At 62.8% G+C, this 24,004-nt stretch carries 20 protein-coding genes; 5 read left to right on the forward strand and 15 right to left on the reverse strand.

The genetic code is table 11. The features are described from left to right. Nucleotides 1–684: 684 nt before the first annotated feature. The 3 genes from NCS67_RS17135 to NCS67_RS17145 all read right to left on the reverse strand — a co-directional run bounded on the left by NCS67_RS17135 (nt 685) and on the right by NCS67_RS17145 (nt 3,672). On the reverse strand, nt 685–1,896 hold the full coding sequence (locus NCS67_RS17135) for an ABC transporter substrate-binding protein (protein ID WP_008353271.1): 1,212 nt from the start codon (nt 1,894–1,896) through the stop codon (nt 685–687). Nucleotides 1,897–2,291: 395 nt separating this feature from the next. After that, nucleotides 2,292–3,011, reverse strand: a complete 720-nt coding sequence (locus tag NCS67_RS17140; protein ID WP_250435865.1) for an anti-sigma factor family protein — start codon at nt 3,009–3,011, stop codon at nt 2,292–2,294. Continuing rightward, the gene (locus NCS67_RS17145) at nt 3,001–3,672 is read right to left on the reverse strand and encodes an RNA polymerase sigma factor (RefSeq protein WP_008353267.1); all 672 of its coding nucleotides are present in this window, start codon (nt 3,670–3,672) and stop codon (nt 3,001–3,003) included. Before NCS67_RS17145 ends, NCS67_RS17140 begins: the two co-directional genes overlap by 11 nt. A gap of 305 nt (nt 3,673–3,977) precedes the next feature. Between NCS67_RS17145 and NCS67_RS17150 the strand changes: the two genes are divergently transcribed. Further along, nucleotides 3,978–4,967, forward strand: a complete 990-nt coding sequence (locus tag NCS67_RS17150; protein ID WP_250435867.1) for a metallophosphoesterase family protein — start codon at nt 3,978–3,980, stop codon at nt 4,965–4,967. Further along, nucleotides 4,964–5,377, forward strand: a complete 414-nt coding sequence (locus NCS67_RS17155) for a cupredoxin domain-containing protein (RefSeq protein ID WP_008353264.1) — start codon at nt 4,964–4,966, stop codon at nt 5,375–5,377. Before NCS67_RS17150 ends, NCS67_RS17155 begins: the two co-directional genes overlap by 4 nt. 6 nt (nt 5,378–5,383) lie before the next feature. Here NCS67_RS17155 and NCS67_RS17160 read toward each other — a convergent pair whose 3' ends face one another. From NCS67_RS17160 to NCS67_RS17170, 3 genes are all read right to left on the reverse strand, one after another. Next, nucleotides 5,384–6,478: a 4-hydroxyphenylpyruvate dioxygenase family protein gene (locus NCS67_RS17160; RefSeq protein WP_175979381.1), complete on the reverse strand. Its 1,095-nt coding sequence runs from the start codon at nt 6,476–6,478 to the stop codon at nt 5,384–5,386. Nucleotides 6,479–6,658: 180 nt separating this feature from the next. Next, the gene (locus tag NCS67_RS17165) at nt 6,659–6,907 is read right to left on the reverse strand and encodes a hypothetical protein (RefSeq protein WP_033537064.1); all 249 of its coding nucleotides are present in this window, start codon (nt 6,905–6,907) and stop codon (nt 6,659–6,661) included. Nucleotides 6,908–6,944: 37 nt separating this feature from the next. After that, nucleotides 6,945–7,448, reverse strand: a complete 504-nt coding sequence (locus tag NCS67_RS17170; protein ID WP_008353261.1) for a lecithin retinol acyltransferase family protein — start codon at nt 7,446–7,448, stop codon at nt 6,945–6,947. Nucleotides 7,449–7,892: 444 nt separating this feature from the next. Between NCS67_RS17170 and NCS67_RS17175 the strand changes: the two genes are divergently transcribed. Both NCS67_RS17175 and NCS67_RS17180 read left to right on the forward strand, forming a co-directional pair. Further along, a complete protein-coding gene (locus NCS67_RS17175) occupies nt 7,893–8,231 on the forward strand; it encodes a hypothetical protein (protein ID WP_250435869.1) in 339 nt (112 codons plus the stop codon). Between the two features lie 106 nt (nt 8,232–8,337). Then, nucleotides 8,338–9,108 carry a PP2C family protein-serine/threonine phosphatase gene (locus NCS67_RS17180; protein WP_250435870.1) on the forward strand — a complete coding sequence of 257 codons (771 nt, stop codon included), beginning with the start codon at nt 8,338–8,340 and terminating at the stop codon, nt 9,106–9,108. 7 nt (nt 9,109–9,115) lie between these two features. On the opposite strand, the gene NCS67_RS17185 is transcribed toward NCS67_RS17180, so the two are convergent. The 9 genes from NCS67_RS17185 to NCS67_RS17225 form a co-directional block, all read right to left on the reverse strand. Beyond that, nucleotides 9,116–10,429, reverse strand: coding sequence for a sigma-54 interaction domain-containing protein (locus NCS67_RS17185; RefSeq protein WP_008353257.1), 1,314 nt, complete (start codon nt 10,427–10,429; stop codon nt 9,116–9,118). After that, on the reverse strand, nt 10,426–13,485 hold the full coding sequence (locus NCS67_RS17190; protein ID WP_008353255.1) for a peptidase domain-containing ABC transporter: 3,060 nt from the start codon (nt 13,483–13,485) through the stop codon (nt 10,426–10,428). The genes NCS67_RS17185 and NCS67_RS17190 overlap by 4 nt, the downstream gene beginning before the upstream one ends. A gap of 21 nt (nt 13,486–13,506) precedes the next feature. Beyond that, a complete protein-coding gene (locus NCS67_RS17195; protein ID WP_008353254.1) occupies nt 13,507–14,259 on the reverse strand; it encodes a peptidylprolyl isomerase in 753 nt (250 codons plus the stop codon). Between the two features lie 73 nt (nt 14,260–14,332). Continuing rightward, entirely contained in the window at nt 14,333–15,706 is a 1,374-nt protein-coding gene (locus NCS67_RS17200; protein WP_250435872.1) for a beta-barrel domain-containing protein, read from the reverse strand. Beyond that, nucleotides 15,684–18,209: an FHA domain-containing protein gene (locus NCS67_RS17205; protein WP_250435980.1), complete on the reverse strand. Its 2,526-nt coding sequence runs from the start codon at nt 18,207–18,209 to the stop codon at nt 15,684–15,686. The genes NCS67_RS17200 and NCS67_RS17205 overlap by 23 nt, the downstream gene beginning before the upstream one ends. A 251-nt stretch (nt 18,210–18,460) precedes the next feature. After that, nucleotides 18,461–19,873 carry an efflux transporter outer membrane subunit gene (locus NCS67_RS17210; protein ID WP_239294402.1) on the reverse strand — a complete coding sequence of 471 codons (1,413 nt, stop codon included), beginning with the start codon at nt 19,871–19,873 and terminating at the stop codon, nt 18,461–18,463. A gap of 315 nt (nt 19,874–20,188) precedes the next feature. After that, a complete protein-coding gene (locus NCS67_RS17215; protein WP_008353246.1) occupies nt 20,189–20,488 on the reverse strand; it encodes a hypothetical protein in 300 nt (99 codons plus the stop codon). Between the two features lie 341 nt (nt 20,489–20,829). Next, entirely contained in the window at nt 20,830–21,288 is a 459-nt protein-coding gene (locus tag NCS67_RS17220; RefSeq protein ID WP_372492482.1) for a DUF4399 domain-containing protein, read from the reverse strand. Nucleotides 21,289–21,315: 27 nt separating this feature from the next. Next, nucleotides 21,316–21,753, reverse strand: coding sequence for a DUF4399 domain-containing protein (locus tag NCS67_RS17225; protein ID WP_033537047.1), 438 nt, complete (start codon nt 21,751–21,753; stop codon nt 21,316–21,318). A 318-nt stretch (nt 21,754–22,071) separates the two neighbouring features. Here NCS67_RS17225 and NCS67_RS17230 point away from each other — a divergent pair, with 318 nt between their 5' ends. Beyond that, the gene (locus NCS67_RS17230; protein ID WP_250435874.1) at nt 22,072–24,003 is read left to right on the forward strand and encodes an SUMF1/EgtB/PvdO family nonheme iron enzyme; all 1,932 of its coding nucleotides are present in this window, start codon (nt 22,072–22,074) and stop codon (nt 24,001–24,003) included. The last annotated feature ends 1 nt before the right edge of the window (nt 24,004 follow it).

Raw genomic sequence — 24,004 nt, forward strand, 5'->3', positions numbered from 1 at the left:
GTTTTGCTGGATCGCGTTTTCGTGTCGGCTCGGTGTCGTCGCCGGATCCCGCTCTCGCGTCGGTCTATTAGCACTGCCCCTGTGCGGGGCGGCAGTCACTTTCTTTGCTGCTGCAAAGAAAGTAACCAAAGAAAGCAGCTACTGATACGCCCGCGGTCACACGCAATTTGGGTAGTCCTCTCGTCCATCGTGGGCTGCCTAAAGAGTGCCCTCAAACACCTAATCGGGCTCGGCTCGCGCACGGTCTGTGTCATCGCACCACACAACAAACTGGTTCAGCACCAAACAGCTCCAGCTCGCTTCGCGGCCGTCCGGTCAATCGGGTCCGCGCGTGCTTCTCTACTAACGTCTCCATCTCACTGCAATCGCCGCCCTTTGGTTTCCCTTGCGGACCCGGCGGCAGCGCGTAGCGCTGTGCCGAAGCTCTTTCGTGCTGAACCAGCGGCCATCTAAAATTAGCTCGTCAGACCGTGCGCGATCCAAGCCCGATTGGTCCTTTGAGGGCACTCTTTAGGCGAGTGCCACCGAGGACGAGAGAACTACCCAAATTGCGTGTGACCGCGGGCCTGAAAAGCTGCTTTCTTTGCCTACTTTCTTTGCAGCAGCAAAGAAAGTAGGTGCCGCCCCGCACAGGGGCAACGCTAATAGACCGACACGAATACGGGATCCGGCGATATAAAAAAATCAATTCGAAGCAGTAGTGGTCTGCTTGGACCGCAGAGTCCCGCCGCCTTTCTTATCGGCGTCATACGCATAGATCACCCGCCCGCCCTTCACCTCCCCGATAACCGGCACATTCGGCGTAATAGCCTCGTGATCGCCCTTCGTAAAGGGCTTGTCGTACACCATCACGACACCTTCGACCTTAGTGTTCAAATTCTCGAGCGCTTCCTTGACCTTCGGCCCATCCGTCGTCCCCGCCTGCTTGATCGCCGCAGCAAGCAAATACACCGAGTCATAACCTTGCGCAGCAGAAACCGGCGAATCGATCCGCTCGTTCTTCGGCTTGAATTCCTTCAGATAAGCCTCGATGAAGGCCTTGCGCTTCGGCGTGTTCGCTTCCTGAATGAAAGTCTGCGGCATGCGCGCACCTTCGCCGTTAGTGCCGGCATTGTCGATGTAATTGGCCATCGAAAGCGTCCAGCTACCGATCAAAGGCACCTTCCATCCAAGCTTGGCCATGCCGTTCGCGATCTGCGCAAGCTCGGGCCCGATGCCGTAAGTCAGCACCGCTTCCGCACCCGCCTCCTTCGCCTTCAGCAACTGGGCCGTCATGTCGACGTCCTTGATGTTGAACTTCTCCACGGCGACGGGCTTCACGCCTTTCGCGGCAAGCGCCTTTTCCAGATCCTCGCGGCCGAGCTGGCCGTAGTTGGTCGAATCGGCGAGAATCGCGACCTTCTTGAAGCCACGCTTCGTCACCGCTTCCTCGACGATCATCGGCGCCTGAATGCGATCGGCGGCAGCGTTGCGGAACACGTAGTTATCGGGCTGATCGTCGAATTGCTTCGTCACCACCGTGCCGGTCGCGACATTGTTGAACACCGGAATCTTTGCTTCCTGAAAGAAGCGCTGCGATGCGAGCGCTACGCCCGTGTTGATATAGCCGACAACCGCGACAACCTTCTCCTTGTTGATGAGCTCCTGCGCGATCTGCACGCCGCGCTCGTTCTTCGCTTCGTCATCGCGCTCGACCAGCACGATCTGACGCCCAAGCACGCCGCCCGATTTGTTGATCTCGGCGGTGGCAAGACGCACGCCATCGCGCATGCTGACACCCATGGAAGACGAACCGCCCGTGAACGGACCATCGACGCCGATCTTGATCGGGTCGGCAGCGTGCGCCAACGAGAAAACGCCGAACGCGAGCGTGCTCGCAATGAGCTTCATCTTCATGTGTGTCTCCGTCGCCTGATTCGTTATTTGAAAGTCCCATGCAATGCGGCGAATTTCGCAATGCCTTTTAAACGCATTCCGCGTTATCGATTACATAGACTGTGAGCGAGTTTAGAAAAATGTAAGGATATGACCATATTCGGACATACCCGAAGAGCACGAGCGTTAGCCCACACCCAATGCATCGCAACTGTGCAAAGCCCGGCATAACCCGGAAAAGATGCGAATTTAGACAGCATCCCAAAGCGTTTTCATAGCTTTCGAAACGGAGAAAACAGCGGGTATACGCGTAACGCCAAAGAAAAAAACGCGCGGCATCCCGGAGGATGACCGCGCGTAACCTTGCGCACTCTTCAGGCTATCGCAGCGATGACAGCGTTTGCGCGATGCACTTGTTATCGCGGCGCACCGGTTTCGATAGCGTGCGCGAACTGACGCAGCACCGCGCCCGATGCATCGGTGACGGCCCAGAACGTCATGCCATCGTGATTCCAGCGCGCGAGCGCGTAACCATCGTCGGATTGCGTGACGACCGGCTCCGTCTTCGCTTCGCCCTTGCGCTCGGGAAATACGTACACGTCGATCGGATGCTTCAGGTAGCGATACACGACGACCGCCACCGGCCGATGATCGATGTAATCCAGCCGTCCGCCGACGAGCGCGAAGCCCGGACCCGCCGGATCGATCACCGGCGGCGCATAGTCGATCCGGCCGTTGAACCACGGCTTAACCGTGTGCTTGTCGCTGGACAACACGTCGATCGGACGATCCGACATCAGCGCGCGCACATGGCTCGACACGATCTCCTGCGCGATGGGCGAGCCCGTCGATACGGACGAGACGAGCGGCAGCGCCTGGAACCACAGCATCGTGCCGAGCACGAGCGCCGAGAGCGTCGCGCCCGCGAATGCGCCGCCGAAGAACGGCCACGGCGCGGCAAACGGATTGCGCGAGCCGCGTTTCGCCGGACGCGCCGGCTCGCGCCTGCGCGCCTCTTCCTCGGCCTGAGCCCGCACGCGCGCCAGCACTTGCGTGCGCAGATGCACCGGCGCGCGCTGATACAGCGAACCATCGGTAAGCCTCGCATCGAGCGAGGCAATGTCGTTATTTTCCATTTCCCGACTCCTCTGCGTGACCCGGTCCCGCGCGGCGCACGAGGCGCACGCTCGGCTTGTCCTGCCCGCCCTGGGCCGCGCGCACCGCCCCCGCCAGCATCTTGCGGCCGCGCGCGAGCCGTGACATCACCGTGCCGATCGGCACGCCGGTCACGGATGCAACTTCCTTGTAGCTCATGTCTTCGAGTTCGCGTAACACCAGCACCTCGCGAAAGGCGATCGGCAGCGCCTCCAGCGCGCGATGCACCAGATGAATTTCGTCGCGGCGCACGGCGAGCGTTTCGGGATCGGCCGCGCCTTCCTCCGACCATCCCGGCAAGGCTTCGTCGCCGCCCAGTTCCTCGTCGTAGGGCGTCGCGTCGGCGAGTTGCACGCGCCGCCGCCACTCCGTGAACCACGTATTGCGCACGATCGCGAGCAGCCACGCACGCGCGTTCGCCTCCTCGCCGCCTTCGAATCCGCCGAAGAAACGGAACGCGCGCAGATAGGCTTCCTGCACGACATCGTCGGCATCGTTCGCGCTTCCCGACAGCCAGCGCGCGAGGTTGTACGCGGCGTCCAGATGCGGCATCACCGTCGCTTCGAAGCGCGCGTGGACCGCCTCGGCGTCCGCCTGGCCGCGGCGCCCGGACCTGTCTTCTTTCGACCTGCCTGGCCACATCGCGCGGGTCTCCTTTCCACAATCACGTTCGGAAAACTTCGTTCGGGCGCGGCGGCATCGCTTTTCCGCGCCTTCCCATCCGATACTCCTCACGCGGGCGCTTTATTCCCGTTTGCAACGGCGACTCAAAAAAATATAGCGGGAATATCCCGCCGCATTCGCTGGTTCGATGGACGGATGCCAACGCGATCCTGCCCGCCGCAACGGGCATCGCCGGCTTCGCGCCCATGCACCGAGCCGCCGTGGGCCCGACTTCACCGATTCGAACGACAAGAACCGCGGCCGTCATCATCAAAGGAACCATCATGAAACCCGACCCGAACGCACTGCCGCCCGCGCAGCAACGCGACGAACTCGACGAGCACGGCAAGCGCCGCCGCACCGCACTTTCGTGCATGGCCTGGGCGGGCGCCGGCGTCATCTGGACGGTGAGCGGCGGTGTGCCCGTTTCGCGCCTGATCTCGTCGGTGGAAGCGGCCGAGCAGACCGGCTCGTTCAGCTTCGTGCAGATCAGCGACAGTCACATCGGCTTCAACAAGGATCCGAACACGGAGCCGACGAGCACGCTCGAAGAAGCCATCAACCGCGTAAGCGCGATGGAAAAACGCCCCGCGTTCATGATCCACACGGGCGACATCACGCATCTGTCGAAGCCCGCGCAATTCGACACGGCGACGCAGATCATCGGCAAGTCGGGCATGGACGTGCATTACGTTCCCGGCGAGCACGACGTGCTGGTCGAAGAAGGCAACGCGTTTTTCGACCGCTTTTCCGGTCAATACGGCAAAGGCAGCACGCGTCACTGGTACAGCTTCGATCAGGGCGGCGTGCATTTCATCGGCCTGACCAACGTGATCGACCTGAAGGGCGGCGGCCTCGGCTTTCTCGGCGATGCGCAGCTCGCGTGGCTCAAGGCGGATCTGCAGGGCAAATCGAGCAGCACGCCGATCGTCGTGTTCGCGCACATTCCGCTGTGGGCGTTGTATCCGCAATGGGGATGGGGCACCGACGACAGCGCGCAGGCGCTCGCGCTCTTGAAACGCTTCGGCTCGGTAACGGTGCTGAACGGCCACGTCCATCAGGTGGCGCAGAAAGTGGAGGGAGAGATGCGCTTTTATTCGGCGATGTCGACGGCGTTTCCGCAGCCCGCGCCGGGCGCACCGTCCGGTCCGGGGCCGATGAAAGTGCCATCCGAACAATTGCGCACGATGCTCGGCCTGCGCGAAGTCACGCATATCGCGGGACGCGGGCAACTTGCCGTCACCGATACGTCGCTCGCGGGGGTGCAGTCATGATCGCATCGACGATTGCGCACTACGTTTCGCCCGACAATCTCCGCCCGCTCGCCGGCAAGCTGCTGCGCCAGGCCGCGCTTGCGCTGGTCGTGAAAGGCGTCATCGGCGTGGCGATTCCGTCGGCGTGCGCGGCAGAACCCGCGCAACAGGTCGCGCTGGCGAACGCGCCGACCGTTTCCATCGACAACTTCGCGTTCAATCAGGCGACGATTACCGTGCCCGTCGGTACGAAGGTGACATGGGTGAATCACGACGACATGCTGCATACCGTCGCCGACGAGGGAAAGAGCTTCAAGTCCGATCCGCTCGACAGCGGCGACAGCTTCTCGCATGTGTTCGACAAACCGGGCACGTACAAGTACTTCTGTTCGCTGCATCCGCACATGACGGGGACGGTCGTCGTGCAATGAGTCGCGTCAGCCGCGCGCCTTCGCGATCGCGGCGAGATTGCCCTCGCCGAATCCGTGATGCCCGCGCCGCTCGACGATCTCGAAGAACATGTCGCCGGGCTTGCGCTCGACGAACGTCTGCAGAAAAAGCTGCGGCGTGCCGTCTCCGAGAATCTCGCCGTCGACGAGAATGCCGCGCGTGCGCAGCTTTCCGATGTCGAGACCGTGGCCCGGCAGACGCTCGTCGATCTCGTCGTAATAGCGCGGCGGCGGCTGCAGGAAGCGCACGCCGCGCGCCATCAATGCATCGACGGAAGCGAAAATATCCGCCGATGCCAGCGCGATATGCTGCACGCCCTCGCCTTCGTGATCGGGCAGATATTGCTGCATCAGATCCGTGCGATAGGTGCCTTCCTCGTACACCGGAATGCGGATCGAGCCGCACGGCGAAAGCGTGACGGCGGAATCCTGCGAGACGTGCCAGTCCGGATGCACCTGATGAATCTCCGAGAAGTGCAGCACTTCCCGATAGAAATCGAGCCATTCCTGAATGCGGCCTGCGCCGACCGTCTGCGTGAAGTGGTCGACTTCGAGCAGGCCGGTGCCGTTGAGATCCGCGCGTGCTCCCGGAATCGGACGAAAGTCGATGTCGTAGATCGATGTCTCGCCGCTGTTCTTGCCTGGCCAGTGATCGACGAAATAGATATGCGAATCGCCGATGCCTTGAATCGCCGGAATCGCAAGCTCGTTCGGGCCGATTTTTTCGCCCTCGAAATCCCACGCGCCGTATTCGAGCGCGCGCTCGTGGGCGACCTGCGCATCGAGCACGCGAATGCCGATCGCCGCGATGCCGACGCCATGCGACTCGGCAAAGCGCGACGCGAACGAATCCGGCTCCGCGTTCAACAGAAAATTCATGCTGCGCTGGCGAAAGAGCGTCACCGCCTTGCTGATGTGCTGCGCGACGGGCACGAAGCCGAGCGTCTCGAACAGTCGGGCGAGCCCTGCAGGATCGGGGCTGGAAAACTCGACGAACTCCAGCCCCGCGATGCCGAGCGGATTGTCGCCGAGGTTCGAATCGGGCGTCGCGCGGGCGGAGGAAGAGGAGTCGGGCTGGGTCATCGGCAATACCTCGAAAATGTACGATCTGGTTCACGGACGCAAAACTACCACGGCCTGCTGCTTCCGTGCGACCGGCGGCTTCATCCAAATGGCCGCGACGATGCGCCTAGAGTAGCGGCAGCGGGATTGCCGTGTCAAAGCCGGGGCCGCCCGACGCGTCCCGGCCGATCGTACGCGCCTTCAGGCGGCGAGGCGCGCCGCGCTCATCGACGGACGCTTCGCTTGCGGCGGAAACACGTTCCAGGTGCCGTCGTCATGGCGGAAGAAGATGATCGCGAGCGGGCCGCCCGGATGCTGCGCCTCGATGCAGACGTAGCGCGCGCCGGTGACATGCGAACGGCACAGACGCACGACGCGTGCCGGATGCGCGGCAGTCGGGGCGAGCCATTTGTCGACGGCCCAGTGCAGCGAGTTTTCGGTGGTTTGCATGATGGTCTCCTCGGAATCGATCGGCAAAACGTGAGGTTCAGGCTGCGAGCGCCACATTCATGCGGCGGCGGCGTTCGGCGGCGACATAGGCGCGGAAGAGTCCCGCCACGGCTCTGACGGCCGCGTGGGGATCGATGAAGCACGCTTGCACCTGACGGCTGCGGGCGCGGCCGTCGAGGCACCACGTAACGAAGTGCTCGCAGTTGTTGGTGAGCAGGTGATAGTTGTCTTCGCCGAGGCGGCTGCGGGCGCGGCGCACCGCTTCCATGCCGACGAACTTCGCGGCCGGGTTCTGGCGGATCGTGACTTCATGACCGGCGGCGAACTGCTCGACCGGGACTTCCTCGACCGGGCCGCGATGCAGCGACTTCGCGAAACCGGCATAGTGGATGACCATGCCGTTGCCGGCGTAGATGCCGTGATGTTCATAGCCGGAACGGCGCGTGACGAGTTCGGTGCCGAGCGCGGGTTCGTCGTCGAGCGAGAAGCCGTTCGCGGCGGCTTGCTGTTCGATCAGTCCGATTTGCTGGTTGGTTGACATGGCTGGCTCCGATTTTTCTTTGCTGGCGCCAGGTGTTTGTTCGGCGCCGGGTTGCCTAGCCTTTTGCATCTTCCTTGCCAGTGTCGATAAGCCATTGATTACGCGTGGTTATTGCGGAATCGGGAGCGTGTTTCGACGGCGTTGTGTTTTTCATCGGCCAACAGTTTTCTTGCGCGTTTGTTGGACCTGCTGCACCAGAATTCGCGTCGTGCGGGCCGATCGGACGCGCGCCGCGTGTGTTGGTTATGCGGCGCGACGCCAACATCGCTTGTTGGCGACGATCCAACGGATGCGATTCGGCACCCTGCCATTTCGTTTGCGCCGATGCCGCCAGAACGCCGTCCCATCGGCGATTCGGACGCAATCTCCGCCATTTGGCGTGCGTCGGCATGGGCCTTGCATTGATCCGTGCGTCCTGCTCACAGGCCATCCCGGAGAAACGACATGTGCGCCTTGACCGTCAGCGATCTCGAATACGACCGCGTGCTGGATCACGCGGCGATGTCGGCCATCAGCGGCGGAGGCGGTGCGCCGTGGGTGTTCGGCTGGATCACGCCTTTCGTGGAGCGTTCATCGGGCGGCGGGGCCGCAGCCGGCGCGATTACCCTGATCGATGTGACCAACAACATCTACGCGGTCACGAACAACATCACCAATAACGTGACGAACATCACGGTCGGCCAGATGGTCAATCAGTTTCAGAACGTCGCGGTCAGCAATACGGGCAACGGCGCGAGCCTTACCGTCAGCCCGAATTCGGTCGCGGGGAATCGCGCGGGCTAAAGCGGTGCAGATCAAGATTCGCTTCGGACGCGCGTTGGTACACAATGAGCGGGATCGTCCGCAAGGCCCGCCCGACGCCGCGTCACCCAGCATTCCGGAGGTTGCCGTGACCTTCACCACCGAGTTTCGATGGACATCCGCCGCCCGCACCGACACCGGCTGCGTCCGGCAGATCAACGAAGACGCGCTGCTCGATGCGCCCGAGCGCGGACTGTGGGCCGTCGCCGATGGCATGGGCGGCCACGCGGTCGGCGATCTGGCGAGCCGGATGGTGATCGAGAGCCTCGCGAAGGTATCGCCGGCGAACGATCTTGCGGGCACCATCGCCGATGCCCGCGCGCGTCTTCTCGACGTGAACGACAAGCTGCGTGCGGAAGCGGCGCGGCGCCAGGTGTCGCGCATCGGCAGCACGGTCGTCGTGCTCGCTGCGCGCGATGGCGCGTGCGGTTATGTATGGGCCGGCGACAGCCGCATCTATCTGCTGCGCCAGGGACGGCTCGTGCAGCTCACGCGCGATCACAGCCACGTCGAGGAACTGAAGGCGCGCGGGCAACTCACGGCGGAAGAAGCGCTGCATCATCCGGCGCAGCATCTGATCACGCGCGCGGTCGGCGCGCTCGATGTGCTCGAACTCGACGAGAACACGCTCGCCCTGAACGACGGCGATACGTTCCTGCTATGCAGCGACGGTTTATCGAACGAAGTCAGCGAAGCCGAAATGATGAGCGAGCTCGCGCCGGGCAATTGCGATGTCGCCGCGCAAAGGCTGCTGGAAATCGCGCTCGCGCGGGGCGGGCGCGACAATATTTCAGTGGTCGTCGCGCATGCGGTCGATTTGATGGCGACGGATAAGACGCAGGTGAATCCGTCGATATAAAGGCGGCTCAACCGCCCGCCTCCTTGTTCTTCTGCGCCGCGGCTCGAAACTCCTTCGAATGCAGCCCGTGCTTTTTCAAAAGCATCTGCAGATGCGAGCGGTTCATCTCGTACCGTCTCGCAAGCTCGGCCACCGTTCCGCCGGTTTCCTGCAAGCCTCGTTCGAGAAACGCGCGCTCCGCTTCGTCGCTGGCGACGCGCTTCGCTTCCGCGAGCGAGCTCGCCGTCGCGATGCCGTTTCCGCTCGCCGCCGGCCCGCCCATTGCGAGCGAGAGCGATGACTTCGGCCGTATGTCGACCGGCAGATGATCGATGTCGGCCATATCGCCCGCAAGACACGCGAGGCGGTACACCACGTTCCGCAACTCGCGGATGTTCCCCGGATAGTCATAGTTGCGCAGAAAATCCCGTAGCCGCGGCGACAACTTCACCGGCCGGCGCTTCAATGTCGCGGCCGCTTCGTCGCCGAAATACGCGAGCAGCAGCGGAATTTCATCGCGCCGTTCACGCAAAGCAGGCAGCGTCAGATGAATGACGCTCAGCCGATAAAACAGATCCTCGCGAAAACGCCCCTCGTCGCAGAACTTGCGCAAGTTGCGATTCGTTGCCGCGACGATGCGCGTATCCACCGCGATGGGCTCGTCCGAACCCACGCGCTGAATTTCATGCGCTTCCAGTACGCGCAACAGCTTCACCTGCCCCTGCAAAGGCAGTTCGCCGATCTCATCGAGAAAGATCGTGCCCGTGTGCGCGCTTTCGAATTTTCCCTTGCGATCATTGCTCGCTCCGGTGAACGCGCCCTTGCGATGCCCGAATAGTTCGGACTCCAGCAGATTGTCCGGAATCGCGCCGCAGTTCACCGAGATATACGGCTTGTCGGCACGCGATCCGTTCGCGTGAATGACCTTCGCCATCAATTCCTTGCCGGTGCCGCTTTCGCCATCGATCAATACCGGCAAGTCCGTCGGCGCGGCTTTTTCCGCGATTTCCAGCGCTTCCAGCAACTTCGGGTTATCGCCGAACGTGCCTTCGAATACGAAGCTGCGTTCGATCAGCGCCTGCCGCCGCGCGCCCGGCGGAAGATCGCGCTTCGGTTCGGCGGCCGCCGCCTGCACGAAGCGCTCCTTGTGCGACAGTTGCATGACTTCGTCGCGCAGGGTGCTCGCCTGCCGCAACAGCTTTTCGATCTCGGGACGCTCGAGCCGCGAGGTCCATCGAAGCGTCGAGCGCAAGATCTCGATCTTCTCGATGAGCCCCGCATACGAAATCGCCGATGACGCGGGCGCGCTGGTATCGCTTTCCGGTTGGTCGAGTATTTTCATGCTGCGCTCAGTTGCTTTTGCACGAGTTGGTAGTACATGCCCTTTCTCGCGACGAGTTCGTCATGCTTGCCCTGTTCGACGATGCCGCCTTCGTACAGCACGAGAATCTTGTCGGCGCGCATGATCGTCGAAAGGCGGTGCGCGATGATGACCGCCGTGCGCCCTTTCAAAATCTCCTGCATGTTGCCGAGAATATTGCTTTCAGATTGCGTATCGAGCGCGGACGTCGCTTCGTCGAATACGAGCAGACGTGGATCGTGATACAGCGCCCGCGCGATGCATAAGCGCTGAATCTGTCCGCCCGACAACCCTACGCCGCGCTCGCCGACCACCTGCTCATAACCGAGCGGCATCTTCGCGATGAACGCGTGCGCGTCGGCCATCTTCGCGACTTCTTCGATACGCCTTCTGTCCGGCGCTTCATCGCCGCTCGCGATGTTCTCCGCGATCGTCCCCGAAAACAGCAGGTTGCTCTGCATCACATAGCCGATCTGCGCGCGAAAGAAACCTTTATCGACGACGTTGATATCGTAGCCATCGACGGTCATCTTGCCTTCGCTCGGCGCATAGAAACCGACGAGCAGTTTCGCGAGCGTCGTTTTACCGGAGCCGCTGCGCCCGACGATCGCAATCAGCTCGCCCGGCTTGATATCGAAGCTGATGTTCTCCAGCACGTAAGGCGCATCGCCTTCGCCATAACGGAAGTACACGCCGTTGAAACTGATATCGCCCTGCAGGTCGGGCAGCATGACGCGCTGCTGCATGTCTTCGGGCTTCTGCTCCGGCTCGATATCGAGCACGTCGCCGAGCCGCTCCATCGCGACGCCCGCATCGTTCAGCAGGCTCCACAAGTTGATGAGACCCATCAGCGGCGCGAGCACGCTGCCCATGTAGGCATTGAACGCGATCAGTTGCCCGATGGTCAGTTCGCGCGCAAGCACGAGATTCGCGCCGACCCATAACACGCCGATGGTCGTCGCCGCATTGAGCAACTGGCTGCACAAGCCCACCACGATATTGAAGCGCTGCGACTTGTATTGCACTTCGAGCGACTTCGCATACTTCTTTTCCCACTTGAGACGCACCGCGCGCTCGATACCCATGCCCTTCACCGTCTCGACGCCGCCGAGTGCTTCCATCAGATACGAACGCGCATCCGTTCCCGCTGAGAACGTTTCGCGCGCGTTCTGCTTGATGCGCGGCGTCGCGACGACCGTGAGCACCATCATCGGGATGACGAACGCGATCAGCAGCAACGTGAGCTTCACGTTGTAGAGGAACATGATCGTGAAGTAGATGAAGATCATCAGCAGGTTCAGCACGGTCGATACCGTCGATTCGGTGAGAAACGCGCGAATCGTGTGATTCTCCTGAAAGCGCGCGAACACATCGCCGGTCTTGCGCTTCGCGAAGAAGCCGAACGGCAGCGAGAACGTGTGCCTGAAGAACTGCGACATCATCGCGAAGTCCATGTTGCGGACCATGAAGTTCGCGAGATACGCGCGTATCGTCGTCATGAGCTGCGTGAACAGGCTCGCGATGATGAGCCCTGCGATCAGCACATGAAGCAGGTTCACGTTCTGATGCACGATCACGCCATCGAGAATGTTCTGGATGATGAGCGGCGGTATCACGCCCAGCACTTGAATGACGAAGGTCGCGAGAAAGAGATGCAGCAGGATCTTCTTGTACGGCTTCAGATAGCCGACGAAACGCAGCCACGGCGAACGCGACACGGCCTTTTGCGTAAGATCCTGCCCCGGCGTGAAAAGCAGACACGTGCCGCTCCAGCCGCGCTCGAACTCGCCGACGGTCATCTTCCTGAAGCCGATCGCCGGGTCCGCGACCCATACGTTCTCGCTCGACACGCCATAGACGATGATGTAGTGGTATCCCTCCCAATGCGCGATGAACGGCATCTCGAAGCCGCGCAACGATTCGAACGTGCACTGCACGCCGCGCGTCGTGAAGCCGAGCGATTCGCCGGCGCGTGCGAGTGAATCCAGCGTCGCGCCGGATGTCGTGACGTTGGCCAGTTCGCGCAGCTTGCCGAGCGTCATGTTGATGCCGTAGTGACGGCAGATCATCGCGAGACAGGCCGCGCCGCAATCCATCTCCTCCGCCTGCTCGATCCACGCGAAGCGCTTGATGACGCGCTCGCCCAGTTCGGGCTTCGTGTGCAGATCGAGCATTGCGGGCAGCTTGCGGCGCTCGGTGATCTTCTTCTGCCGCTGCAATTCGCGCTCGGTGAAGCGGATGCGCTCTTCGAGCACTTCGCGCAGCTTCACGTTGCGCTCGATGATGAAGTGCACGGTCTTCTCGGGAATCACGAGCAGGCGCGTATCGGTGCTCGCGATGGCGGAGGCCATCTGCTCCTGGCGCATCACGCAGGCCTTCTCGCCGAAGATCTCGCCGGGACCGAGCGTCGCGAGCACATGCCGCTCGCCGCCCTCTTCGCGCACGATCCGCACTTCGCCTTGCCGCACGACATAGAGACGCCGGTCGTCGCGCGACTCCTGCTTGAGAATCTCCTTGCCTTCCGCGACACGCTTCACGCCGACGCTGCGCACGCATTCTTCGAGTTCGGCCTTGTCGAGCTTGCCGCGCAAATCGAAGAGCTTTGCGACGAAGCCGCCCGCCGAGTTAATGGCGACATAGCTCGTGACGAAGGCGAGCGCGGCGGGATTCTTCGCGATGACGGGGTCGATCGCCGTGCGCGGGATGAACAGCAGCTCGGTCTTGCCGGAGGAGCGCACCGACGACTCATGGCGATAGTCGCGCAGCATCGCGATATCCGCGAAGGTCTCGCGCTCCTTCTTCACCCCCATGCTGATTTCCTTGCCGTGCTCTTCGGTGAAGATACGCACGGACCCCGCTTTCACGATATAGAGTCCATCGGCCGCATCGCCCGCGTTGCACACGGTCTCGCCGAAACCGAAGCGCCGCGACTCCGCTTGCGCCGCGAATTGCTCGATTTCCTCGCGCGTGAAGGGCGAAAGAATCTCCACCGACGAAAGAAAGTCAGCGGGCGAATCAAGGCTCGATGGAGCGTCCATGTCGTGTCGCGTTCCGGTCGATCAGCGTGCTTCGATGACGTGTTCCTGCGCGCGCGCCATCATCCAGTCTTCGCGCAGCAGGCGGCGAATTTCCGCGGACACGTCCTCGTCGAGCTTCGCCGGATACTTCGCCGTCACCGCGAAAATCTCATACGATGCGCCGTCCGCCGATACGAACGGCCCGAGCAGATCACCGACCTCCGCGTTGAAGACTTTCGCCTCGACGTCCGGTTTCATCTGTCCGCGCATCACGCGGCCGATCACGCCGCCCGCGTCGCGCGTGTCGGCGAGCGAGTGCTCGCGCGCCATGTCGGCGAAGCTGTCGGGATCGTCGTTCAGATACGAGATCATTTCCTTCGCGCTGCCTTCGGTGTCGAGCAGGATATGACTGACTTCGATGCTGTCGAACTTCGGCGAGTTGAGCTGGAAGTACTCTTCGATCTCGCGCGCCGTGCCTACCTTGTCGAGCATCTTTTCCTGATACAGCGTGTCGGTGATGAAGACCTCGAACTCGTCGAGGCTCACATGCAGCGCATCGAGATAATTGTTCATGTCCGCCGCGCGATGCAGACCGCGAATGCGCCGGAACTGATCGGCGCGATTCTGGATTTCATCGTCGCTCACGGCGATACCCGACTTCTTCGCCGCGCGCACCGTGAGCTTGTCGCGCACGAGCTGCTCGATGAGACTGTCGAACTGACCATTCAGCTTCAATAACCTGATGAATTCGCCGACGTCGACCACTTCGTCGTCGATACGCACAATCGCCGTCATATCGTTCTCCGTTCGGTTCCATGTTGAATTGCGCATCATGTTCGCGTTGCGGCGCCCGTGTAACCCCCCATATTTATCCCGCTACATTGCGGAACGGATCCAGCCCGAGATCGATGAGGCGACGCTCGCGCACGACGATCTCAGCGGTCGCCGTCATGCCGTAACGCAGCGGATACTTCGTGTCCGCGATCTGATAGGAATCGCGATCGAGCGTCACGCGTCCTTCGTAGACGGGTTGCTTGCTCGTCGGGCTCGGCTTGGTCGCGGGCGAAATGAACGCGAGCGTGCCCTCGATCACGCCATAGCGCTGATAAGGAAACGCATTGAACTTGAGCTTCACGCGCTGCCCTTCGCGCAGAAACGCGCGGTCGTGCTCGGCGATCTCGATCTTGAGCACCGGCTTCGCATTGGCCGGCGCGATGCCGCCGAGCGGCGTGTTCGCCTGTATCTTGTCGCCGGTCTGCGTCGATGTCACGTCCGTCACCACGCCGGACACCGGCGCGAGAATCAACAGGAAATTGTCCTTGTCGATGTTCTCGAACTTGATGCGCGCGGCCGCATCCGCGACGAGGCGCGCGGTCTGTAGTTGCAAACGCAACTTGTCTTCGGTGCTCGCGACTTCGCGCATCGCGGCTTCGTATTGCAGACGCAGGCTCGTCGCTTCCTGACCGCTCGTTTCCAGTTGACGCTTGGCCTGCGTGAAATCGTGACTCAGACGGAAGTCGAGTTCCGCGAGCCGCGATTGCTCGACGCGATACGCGCCGTCCGCTTCGAGATAGGCATTGCGTTTCTGATCGACCTGCGCTTCCGCAATGCCGCCGCCGCCCGGCAACGCGAGCAGACGCTGAAAGCGGTCGAGTTCGACCTTCGCGGCATCGCGGGCGCGGCGCGCGTTTTCGAGCGTGCTGCGCGCTTCCTGCAACTGCGCCTTCTGACCTTCCGCGAGCTTGCTCGTGCCTTCGGCCACGCGCTGCTGATGTTGATGCTCTTCCACATCCATCTGATCCTTGAGCGCGGCGATCTTGCGCTCCATCAGCAGCTTCTTTTCGGGGAACTGCTTCCATTCGCGCTCGGCATCGTCGAGCTTGAGCTGCGCTTCGAGCGCATTGGTCGCCGCTTCGATCGCACCGCGCGCATTCAGGCGCGCGACGACATCGTCCTTGCGCACGGGCTGCCCTTCGGCGATATAGAGATCGGCGAGCTCGCCGTCGATCGGCGCATAGAAACGCCGCACTTCCGATTCCGGCGCGAGCGTGCCTTGCGCCGTCACCATCACGTCCGCATGGCCGACGAACGACCACACGAGCGCCGACGCGACGAGCGCCACCATCGCGAAGACAAGGCCCTGCGTGAGCCGCGCGGGCTCCGCCGTGAGAATCGCGATGCCTTCGGCGCCGTGTTCGCCTAGCGCCTCCGACAGCGGCTTAAGGTGTGCGTCTCTCTTCACTGCTCGTGCCTCCGCCGATCAGACTCAGCTTGGTATTGAGAAGCCCCGGTTCGAGCACCATCCGCAGATCCTGCAGCGAACGCCGTTGCAGATCCGCTTCGGTGTCGATCTCATTGGCGAGCGCGGTCCACTTCGCCGTCGCGCTGTCCGCCTTCACCTGCCGGAAAATACGCATGCCGCGCGTGGCCGCGTCTTCCGCGTCGGACAGCAGCCGTGCCTGCGTCCGGAACACATCCGACACGCCCGATTCGAGCCGCTGCGATCCGCCGATGCCGCCGTTCGTCCGATACTGCTGCCACGACGTTTGCGCCTGCGTCATCAACGCTTGCGCGCGGGCCGTCGCCCTGTCCTTCAACGCGGTGAATTCGGGCGCGACGGCTTTCGCGTAGAACGCGTCGCTCTCGAGATCGAGCGTCTCGTAGAACGACAGCAGCGCGTCTTCGTAGCCCTTCGAGCCGCGCGCCTTTTGCAGCTCGGCGAACTGCGCGGCCACGGCTTTCTTGTGCGCGAGTTCCTTCTGCACGGTCTGCGTCCACGAGCCTTGAGGCAGCTTTTGCAGCGCGTCGATCGCCTGCGCGCTCTGTCCGCGATTCCATGCATCCGCGACGCTCGTGTATTGCGCGAGCACGTCGGGCGGCGGCAACTGGCTCGCGGTCATCTGCCGAAATTTTTCCTGGAACGGCGGCGTCGAGAAATGGGCCTCGCTGACCGAACCCGCGAGCGGCGCGAGGCTCGCACCGTTGATGCTGCGTCGCAAGCCCGCGTAGGCATCGAGATCGGCGCGCACGCGATCGAGACCCGCGAGCCGCGGATACTTGTCCGCATATTCCTTCAACGCCGCGCCGATCGCATCGGGATCGTCCTGGCCGAGATTCTTCGCGATGCTGGCATCGAGCCTCTCGATGGCCGCGAGATACACCGAATCGTCGCTTTGCAGCTTGCGCAGATGACTCAGCGCGAGCGCATACGGATCGCGGAACTCGGGCACATAGCCCGCGATGCGGTCCAGATCGCGCTGATGTCCCGCCGCGTCCGCTTCCCAATGCTTCAGGATTGCGCCGATGCGCGGCTCGTCGCCGTACATGCGGATCGGCGCTTCGGCGCCGCCACGGCTCATCACAAAACTTTCCAGCTTGCCGATCCATTCGAGTTCGTCGATAAGCGAATGCACGTCTGCGTTGTGCTCGCTGAGCGAACGCATCTGCGCGATGATCGCGTCCGCGTTCGCGAAATCGCCCTTTTTCAGTGCAGCAAGCCAGCGCGGCACGTTCGACTTGAGCACGGCCTCGGTGTTCATCGACGTGAACGGCGCGTCCTTCGGATGCGTCTTCAGATATTCGTTCGTGACGGCCGCGGCCTCGGCGTACTCGCCGTGCTCCATCAGCGATTTGGCCTCACGCTCGTTCGAACCGCTATAGAAAAGCGCGGCGCCGACTGCAACGAGCGCCGTCAGCACGCACGCCACGATGATGCGCGTGCGGCGCGCGGCGCGCGCATCGTCGTTCGCGAGCACACGGCGCAACTCCGACACGAAGAGCGCGAACTTGCTGCGCTTCGCGGCGCGCGCGTCCGGGCGCTTTTCCTCGGCGGGTGTCGGCTGCGCCTCTTCGTTGACTTCATCCTCGCGCGCCGCGGCCTGATCGACGCAGAATATGTCGAGAAACGAATGCGCCGAGCCGACGAAGGTCGTCTTGTCGCTGTCGGATTCGTCGTCGTGCGATGGCGCGGCGACCTGCGCGACGATTTCCGTGAGCGTCGATTCGCTTTCGTCGCCGTGCAGATGCACCACGTACGCGAAGTGCGTTCCGCCGAACGCGACGGTATCGCCGTTCTTCAGTTCGACCGCCGACGCGCCGAGCCGCTCGCCGTTCACGAACGTGCCATTGGTGCTGCCGAGGTCTTCGACGAACGGCGCGCCGCTCTTGATGAACACATGCGCGTGGCGCCGTGACACATAATTGACCTGATGCGGATACTCATCGCGATAACGCGAAAACGTGTCGTCGCTCTTGCTGACGAGAAACGGAAACTGCGCGAGTTCGATCGGCTGGAGACCGAGATCGTCGCGCTGCGGCGTAAGCGTGAGGCCGATTGGTTTCGGCACACTCAGACGCCGCGCGCGCGGCGCGAACTGCACGCGATACGACAGCTTGCTGCCGAACGAAATGACATCGCCGCTTCGCACGCGCGCGGGCGTCTCGCGCACGGGCGTGCCATTTACGGCCGTGCCGTTCTTGCTGGCGAGGTCGGCGATATAGACGAACCCGTGCTCGATGAAGATGCGCGCATGACGGCGCGAGAGCTGCGCCACGGCTTCGGGCGGACTCGTATCGAACGGCGCTTCGGCGCGGCCGATAGCGAAGAGATTTTCGTCGATACGGATCTCCGTGAGTCTCTCCGCCAGCTCGAGCGCAAGCTCGCCATGCGGCGCGGGCTTCAGGACGACGTCGAACGCCTCGCCCACGCTCGGCTGCGGATCCGCCACGGAAAAGCCTTGAGCCATGTCCATGTCACGAGGTACGTCCAGCCGCTGCCGCCGACGCGCCAGAGGATTGCCCGGCAACGTCGGGCGCATGGACAAGTTGGACCGCGCCGTAATCGAAGTCATTTGCAGCCGGCGGCTGTTGAGAGTTTAAGTCACGCATCGTCGTAGTCAATCGTGCTGCAGCGCTGCATCACGCCATCCATGGGCGATTCGGCACGATCGTTAGCAATTCATATTATTAATTTGGTGCACATTATTCATGGAGTGCTTCACTTCAATCCGTCCTTGCTTGCGCTTTGTACATCGACGGTCGGCCAGCCGCCGCCGAGCGCCTTATAAAGCGTCACCGTGTCCGACAGAATTTGCTGATGGTTCGCGAGCAGCGCGAGTTGCGCCGCGAGCAGCGTGCGCTCCGTCTCGAACACCTGAAGCTGCGAGATCACACCCTCTTTCAGTTGCGCGTCGATCTGCGCGGCGACGATCGTCAACTGATCCACTTCCTGTTGCAGCTCGACGCGCTGCTTCGTATGCGAATCGAGATTGACCAGCGCGTTCTCCACTTCTTCGAACGCGTTCATCACCGTGCTGCGATATTGCTGTTCGGCCACCGTCGTCTGCGCCTCGGTCGTCTTGACGTGAGCGCGCACGGACGGATCGAGAATCGGGATATTGATGCTCGGCACGAAACTCAGCGTGAAGATCTTCAGGAGATCGGTCAGTTGAAAGCTTGCAGTGCCCGCGCGTCCGGTCAGGTTGATGGTCGGCAGTTGCGCGAGCTTCGCCTGGCCAACGAGGTCATACGCTTCGAGCACGCGATATTCGGCCGCGATCAGATCGGGGCGGCGCGCGAGCAACTGCGATGGCAATCCCTCCGGCACCGGCGGAATCTGCACGCGCTTTTGCAGCTTGCCGTCGGGCATCCGGAACTCGCCTGCCGGCACGCCCATCAGCGTCGAGAGCGCGTTGTTCGCGAGATCGCGCGAGCGGCGCAACTCCAGCAACTCGCGCGTCAGCCGGTTGAGTTCGGCGCGCTGCGTGAGCACCTGCGTCTTCGGCACGAGGCCGTTCTTCTGCATGCCTTCGAAGATCGTCAGGATCTGCTGGTTGGTCGCGATGGTCTGCTTCTGCTGATCGATCTGATCGTCGAACTGGAGAATCTGGAAGTACGTCGTCGAGACGAGTGCGACGAGTTCGAGATAACCGGCGCGCCAGTCGGCCTCGGTCGCGCGGAATTCGGCTTTCTGCGCCTGCACGCCCTTCTCCACCGAGCCCCAGATATCGATGTCCCAGCTCACCTGCGTCGCCAGGTTGTACTGCTTCGAGAACTGCTGGCCGGTCGTCTTCTCGAAGCTCGCGCCCGCGCCGAGATCCATCGACGGCAACGCGCCCGCGCGCGCCTCGCCGATCTGCGCGCCCGCCACCTGGATGCGCGCGGCCAGCACCTTGATGTCGAAGTTGCCGCTGATGGCCTTTTCAACCAGCGAGTCGAGATACGGGTCGTTGAACTGCTTCCACCAGTCGGGCCGGATCGTGTCGGATGCGGCGACCTTCGCTGCGTCGGTCTTCGTGAAGGCGGTTTTCTCGGGCGTGTCGGGCCGCTGATACGTCGGCGGCGTCACGTCGATGCAGCCCGAAAGCAGCGCGGCTGCAACCAGCCCTAACGATGGCAACAAGGCTCGCACGATCTCGCTCCCGGTGAACGCGCACCGACGGTCAGTTTCATGGGTGAGAAGCACGGCGCCGGCCGTCCGGTCATTCAAGTAAATCACACGGCGCGCCGCGACTCCATACGGGTTAAGTCACGTTGCGCGCGCGTGCTCTTGAGGCACGTCGCGCGTCGTCGTGACGCGGTCCGGCGACGGATGCGACCCGCGCGCGAACCACTACGCCCGATGCTGAGGGCGGTGTTACGGCGAAGCTCCCCGCGCCCCGCCTTTGCTGCGACTACCTCGATGCTTACCGCACCGATATCCGGTTCATTCCTCGCGACGTTTCGCTTATGCGAGATCGCCCGCGATGCCGAAGTTCACGTTGGCGATGTTCTTCGCGCTCTGCGTCGGCGTGACCGTCGACTGCGACTTCAGCGCTTCGGCGAAGGCGATGTTGCTGCCGTTCTGATTGAACGTCGTCTGCGTCTGATTGATGATCTGCTGCGGATTGAACGGCATCGAGAGCGTCGTGCCGTTCATCGAGATGAAGCCGGGAAACAGGACCGCGGAGCCGCCGCGCACCGCCGACATCGCACGCGTGTCGAGATCTTCGGTGACGGGAAGGTCCTTGATGGTCAGCGTCTTCATTTCCGCTCTCCTTGGGTGCGCGTCGCGCATTCGGTGGTGGCTCGGAGCAACTTGTCTGCTCGCCGCCATTCAATGCACAGGCTGTGCCAATCGCGTCATACGTCATGCGTTTTTCTCTGCGCGCCGTGCTGCATATGGGCTGCGCCGATTTACGCTGCATCTGTCCTTCTAAGCCGATGATGCTGCCCGCCCGACACTTCCGATCTTCACTGTCGGTTGCCCGGCGACACCCGTGCGATTTGCAGGGGACGAACGACCCCCTCCGCGATACGCACGCGGATACGAGTTGGATGAAAGCAACCGGGAAAGGCGCCGCTCGATGCATCACGCGGCGCCCGGACTTACTTGACGTAGATCGTGATCTTTCGGGAATAGACGGGCGGGTTATGCGGTATGTGCTTGTCATCGCCCATCAAAAGCTGAAGCGTGTGCTTGCCCGGCGGCAGTTCGATCATCGTTTCGGTTTCGCCGGCGCCGTAGTGCAGATGATTGCGATCCGATGGAATCTCCTGATCCATCGGCGGCAGGTCCACATCGATCAGCAAATGATGATGCCCCGTGTTCGGAAACTTCACGCCGCGCGGCGCGACGCCCATGAAACGCAGCCCGAACCAGACGCGGAACGGCTTGCCCGCGGGCACGGTCTGGCCATCGTTCGGAAAGCCGATGTACGCATACGCGTTGGCCGGCGCGGGCGTCGTCCCGGCGAGTGCATGAGGCGCGGCGAACGCCGTCGCGAGCGTGGCGGCGACGAGGAGCGAACGCGGCAGCGCGAGCGCATCAGCGGATCGTTTTTTCATGTCATGTGCCCTCGGCAAGTGCACAGCTCATTTCACGATGATCGTGATCTTCTTCGAATACACCGGCGGGTCGTGCGGAACGTGGTTGTAGTCGCCCATCAGCAACTGCAAGGTGTGCTTGCCCGGCGGCAATTCGAGGCGAGCATCGGTTTCGCCCGCGCCGTAATGCAGGTGATTGCGATCGGACGGGATCTCCTGATCGAGCGGCGGCAGATCGGTATCGACGAGCAGATGGTGATGCCCCACGTTCGGCAGATCGACGCCCTTCGGACATACGCCCATGTTGCGCAAGCCCATGCGCACCCATAGCTTGCCGCCCGTGATCACGGCCCCGTCCGGCGGCCAGATGATGTAGGCCTCGGCGTTCGGCGGCGCGGGCGTGCGGGCACGCGCGGCGGAAAACGACGAATCGGCGGCCAATGCGGCCAGGGAAGCCAGCGCGCCAAGCACGGTTCTTCTCAGCATGTTATGCACGCCTCTCTCGTTGAAAGGCCTCGCGGATGGGCCAGGGAAATCGCTCCGGGCACGGACGAACGCTCGTGCTCGAGCGCGATGCGGATTACCTGATGCTGCGTCGCTGGTTTTTAGATTAGGACGTAACGTTTAAAAAAGATACGGTCACGCGGGGGGCCTGATTAACCTCATGACGGATACCTCCTTTCAGGGGATTAAGCGGCGTCTGAGCGCGTGCTATCGTTGTTGATGCCGTACCCGAAGCGTTGGCATCGCACGCGAATGCAGTGCGATGCCCTCCACTCAAAGCCGGACGGACAGGGTGTGAACATGTGGCGAACTCTTCTTATCGCGAGCGTTGTCCTGACGATCGGCCAGACGCTCGTCTCAGCGAACGCGGCATCGGTCACAGCGCCGCCCTCTTCCCCGATCTCGACGATCGCACACGCGCCCCGTCATCTCGCGCTCGTGATCGGCAATGCCGACTATCTCGATCAGCCGCTCGCGAGCGCATCGCGCGATGCCGACGACATGAGCATCGCCCTGAACGCGCTCGGTTTCGACGTCACGCGCCGCACGAATCTCGACGAAGCCGCGATGCGCCAGGCACTCGATGCGTTCGCCGCGCGCCTCGGCCCCGACGATACGGCGCTCGTCTATTTCGCCGGCCACGGATTGCAGGCGGGCGGCGATGCGTTGCTCGTGCCGCTCGACGCGCGCGAGCAACGCCCCGCGACGCTCGTGCGCGATGCGATTTCCGCGCGGGACATCGTCGAGCGCATCACGCGGGCGCGGCCGGACGCGGCGAACATCGTCGTGCTCGACATGTGTCTCACCGATCCCTTCGAGACAACGCGCGCGCGGACGTGGACGCTGCCGCCGCGCACGCTCGTCGCGTATGCGGCTGCGCCGGGCGATGCCGCATCCGAAGACGCGCGCAACGGGCGCTATACCGCGGCGTTGCTGCACGCGTTGGGCGCGCGGTCATCGGTGACGCCGGCGGCGTTCGCTGCGGCGGCATCGGATGTCGCGCGGGCATCGCATGGCGCGCAGCGGCCGTGGATCGCGTCCACGCTCGATGACGGCTTCGCCATCGCCGATACGACGTCGAACATGCGTATAGCGGACGCGACCGCCATCGTGCCTGCCGAATCCGCCAGCATCGTCCGCACGCGCGGCATTCTGCCGAAAGACAGCAACGAGCAGTACGAACTGACGTTCTGGGATTCGATCAAGGACAGCACCTATCCGAGCGATTACGAAGCCTATTTGAAGGCTTATCCGAACGGCCGATTCGCGGCGCTCGCGAAGGCGCGCATCGAGCGTTTGCGCGCAGCCGGAAATGCAAAGCCCGCCGCTTCCGCGCCACCTGCCGCGACCGCCGCACCGGCCGCACCCGCACCCGCGCCGAAGCCGACGCCCGCGCCGTCCGCGCCGGCTACCGCTGCCGCGCCTGAAAAACCGCGCCCGAGCACGGCGGCAGCGCCTGCCGCGCCGCCCGCCGCCGTGACCACCAAACCGGCCGCCAAGACGGCGAGCGGCGGCGAGATCAAGGATTGCCCGGCGTGCCCTGTGCTGATCCCGATCGCCGCGGGCAGCTTCACGATGGGCAGCAACAACGACGATCCCGCCGAGAAGCCGCCGCATCGCGTGTCGGTCGGGCGTGCGTTCGCCATCGGCAAATACGAAGTCACCGTCGAGCAATGGAACGCCTGCGCCGATGCGGGCGCGTGCACGCGCGTCGCGCCCGAAGGCGAATCGACGCCGCCCGGCAACGCGCCGATGCGCAACGTGAGCTGGGACGACGCGCAGGTCTACGTCAAATGGCTGAGCAAGGTGGGCGGCAAGCCGTATCGCTTGCCGACGGAAGCGGAATGGGAATACGCCGCGCGCGGCGGCACGCAATCGACGTACTGGTGGGGCGATCAGATGAAAAAAGGCACCGCCGACTGCAAGGATTGCGGCGATCCGTACAAGCCCGAAGCGCCGACGCCGGTCGGATCGTTCGCCGCGAACCCGTACGGCCTCTACGACATGAACGGCAGCGTCTGGGAATGGGTCGCCGACTGCTGGCACAGTTCCTACAAGAACGCGCCCGCCGATGGCCGCGCCTGGGACGATCCGTCGTGCAGCGTGCGCGTGATTCGCGGCGGCTCGTGGCGCGAAGGCGCGGCCTACATGCAATCGGCGACGCGCTTCAAGTACAGCTCGAGCGTGCGGCAATCGCAGAACGGCTTTCGCGTCGCGCGGGACATGGAGTGAG

The organism is Caballeronia sp. ATUFL_F2_KS9A (assembly GCF_023630765.1).
Taxonomy (GTDB): Bacteria; Pseudomonadota; Gammaproteobacteria; order Burkholderiales; family Burkholderiaceae; genus Caballeronia; species Caballeronia zhejiangensis.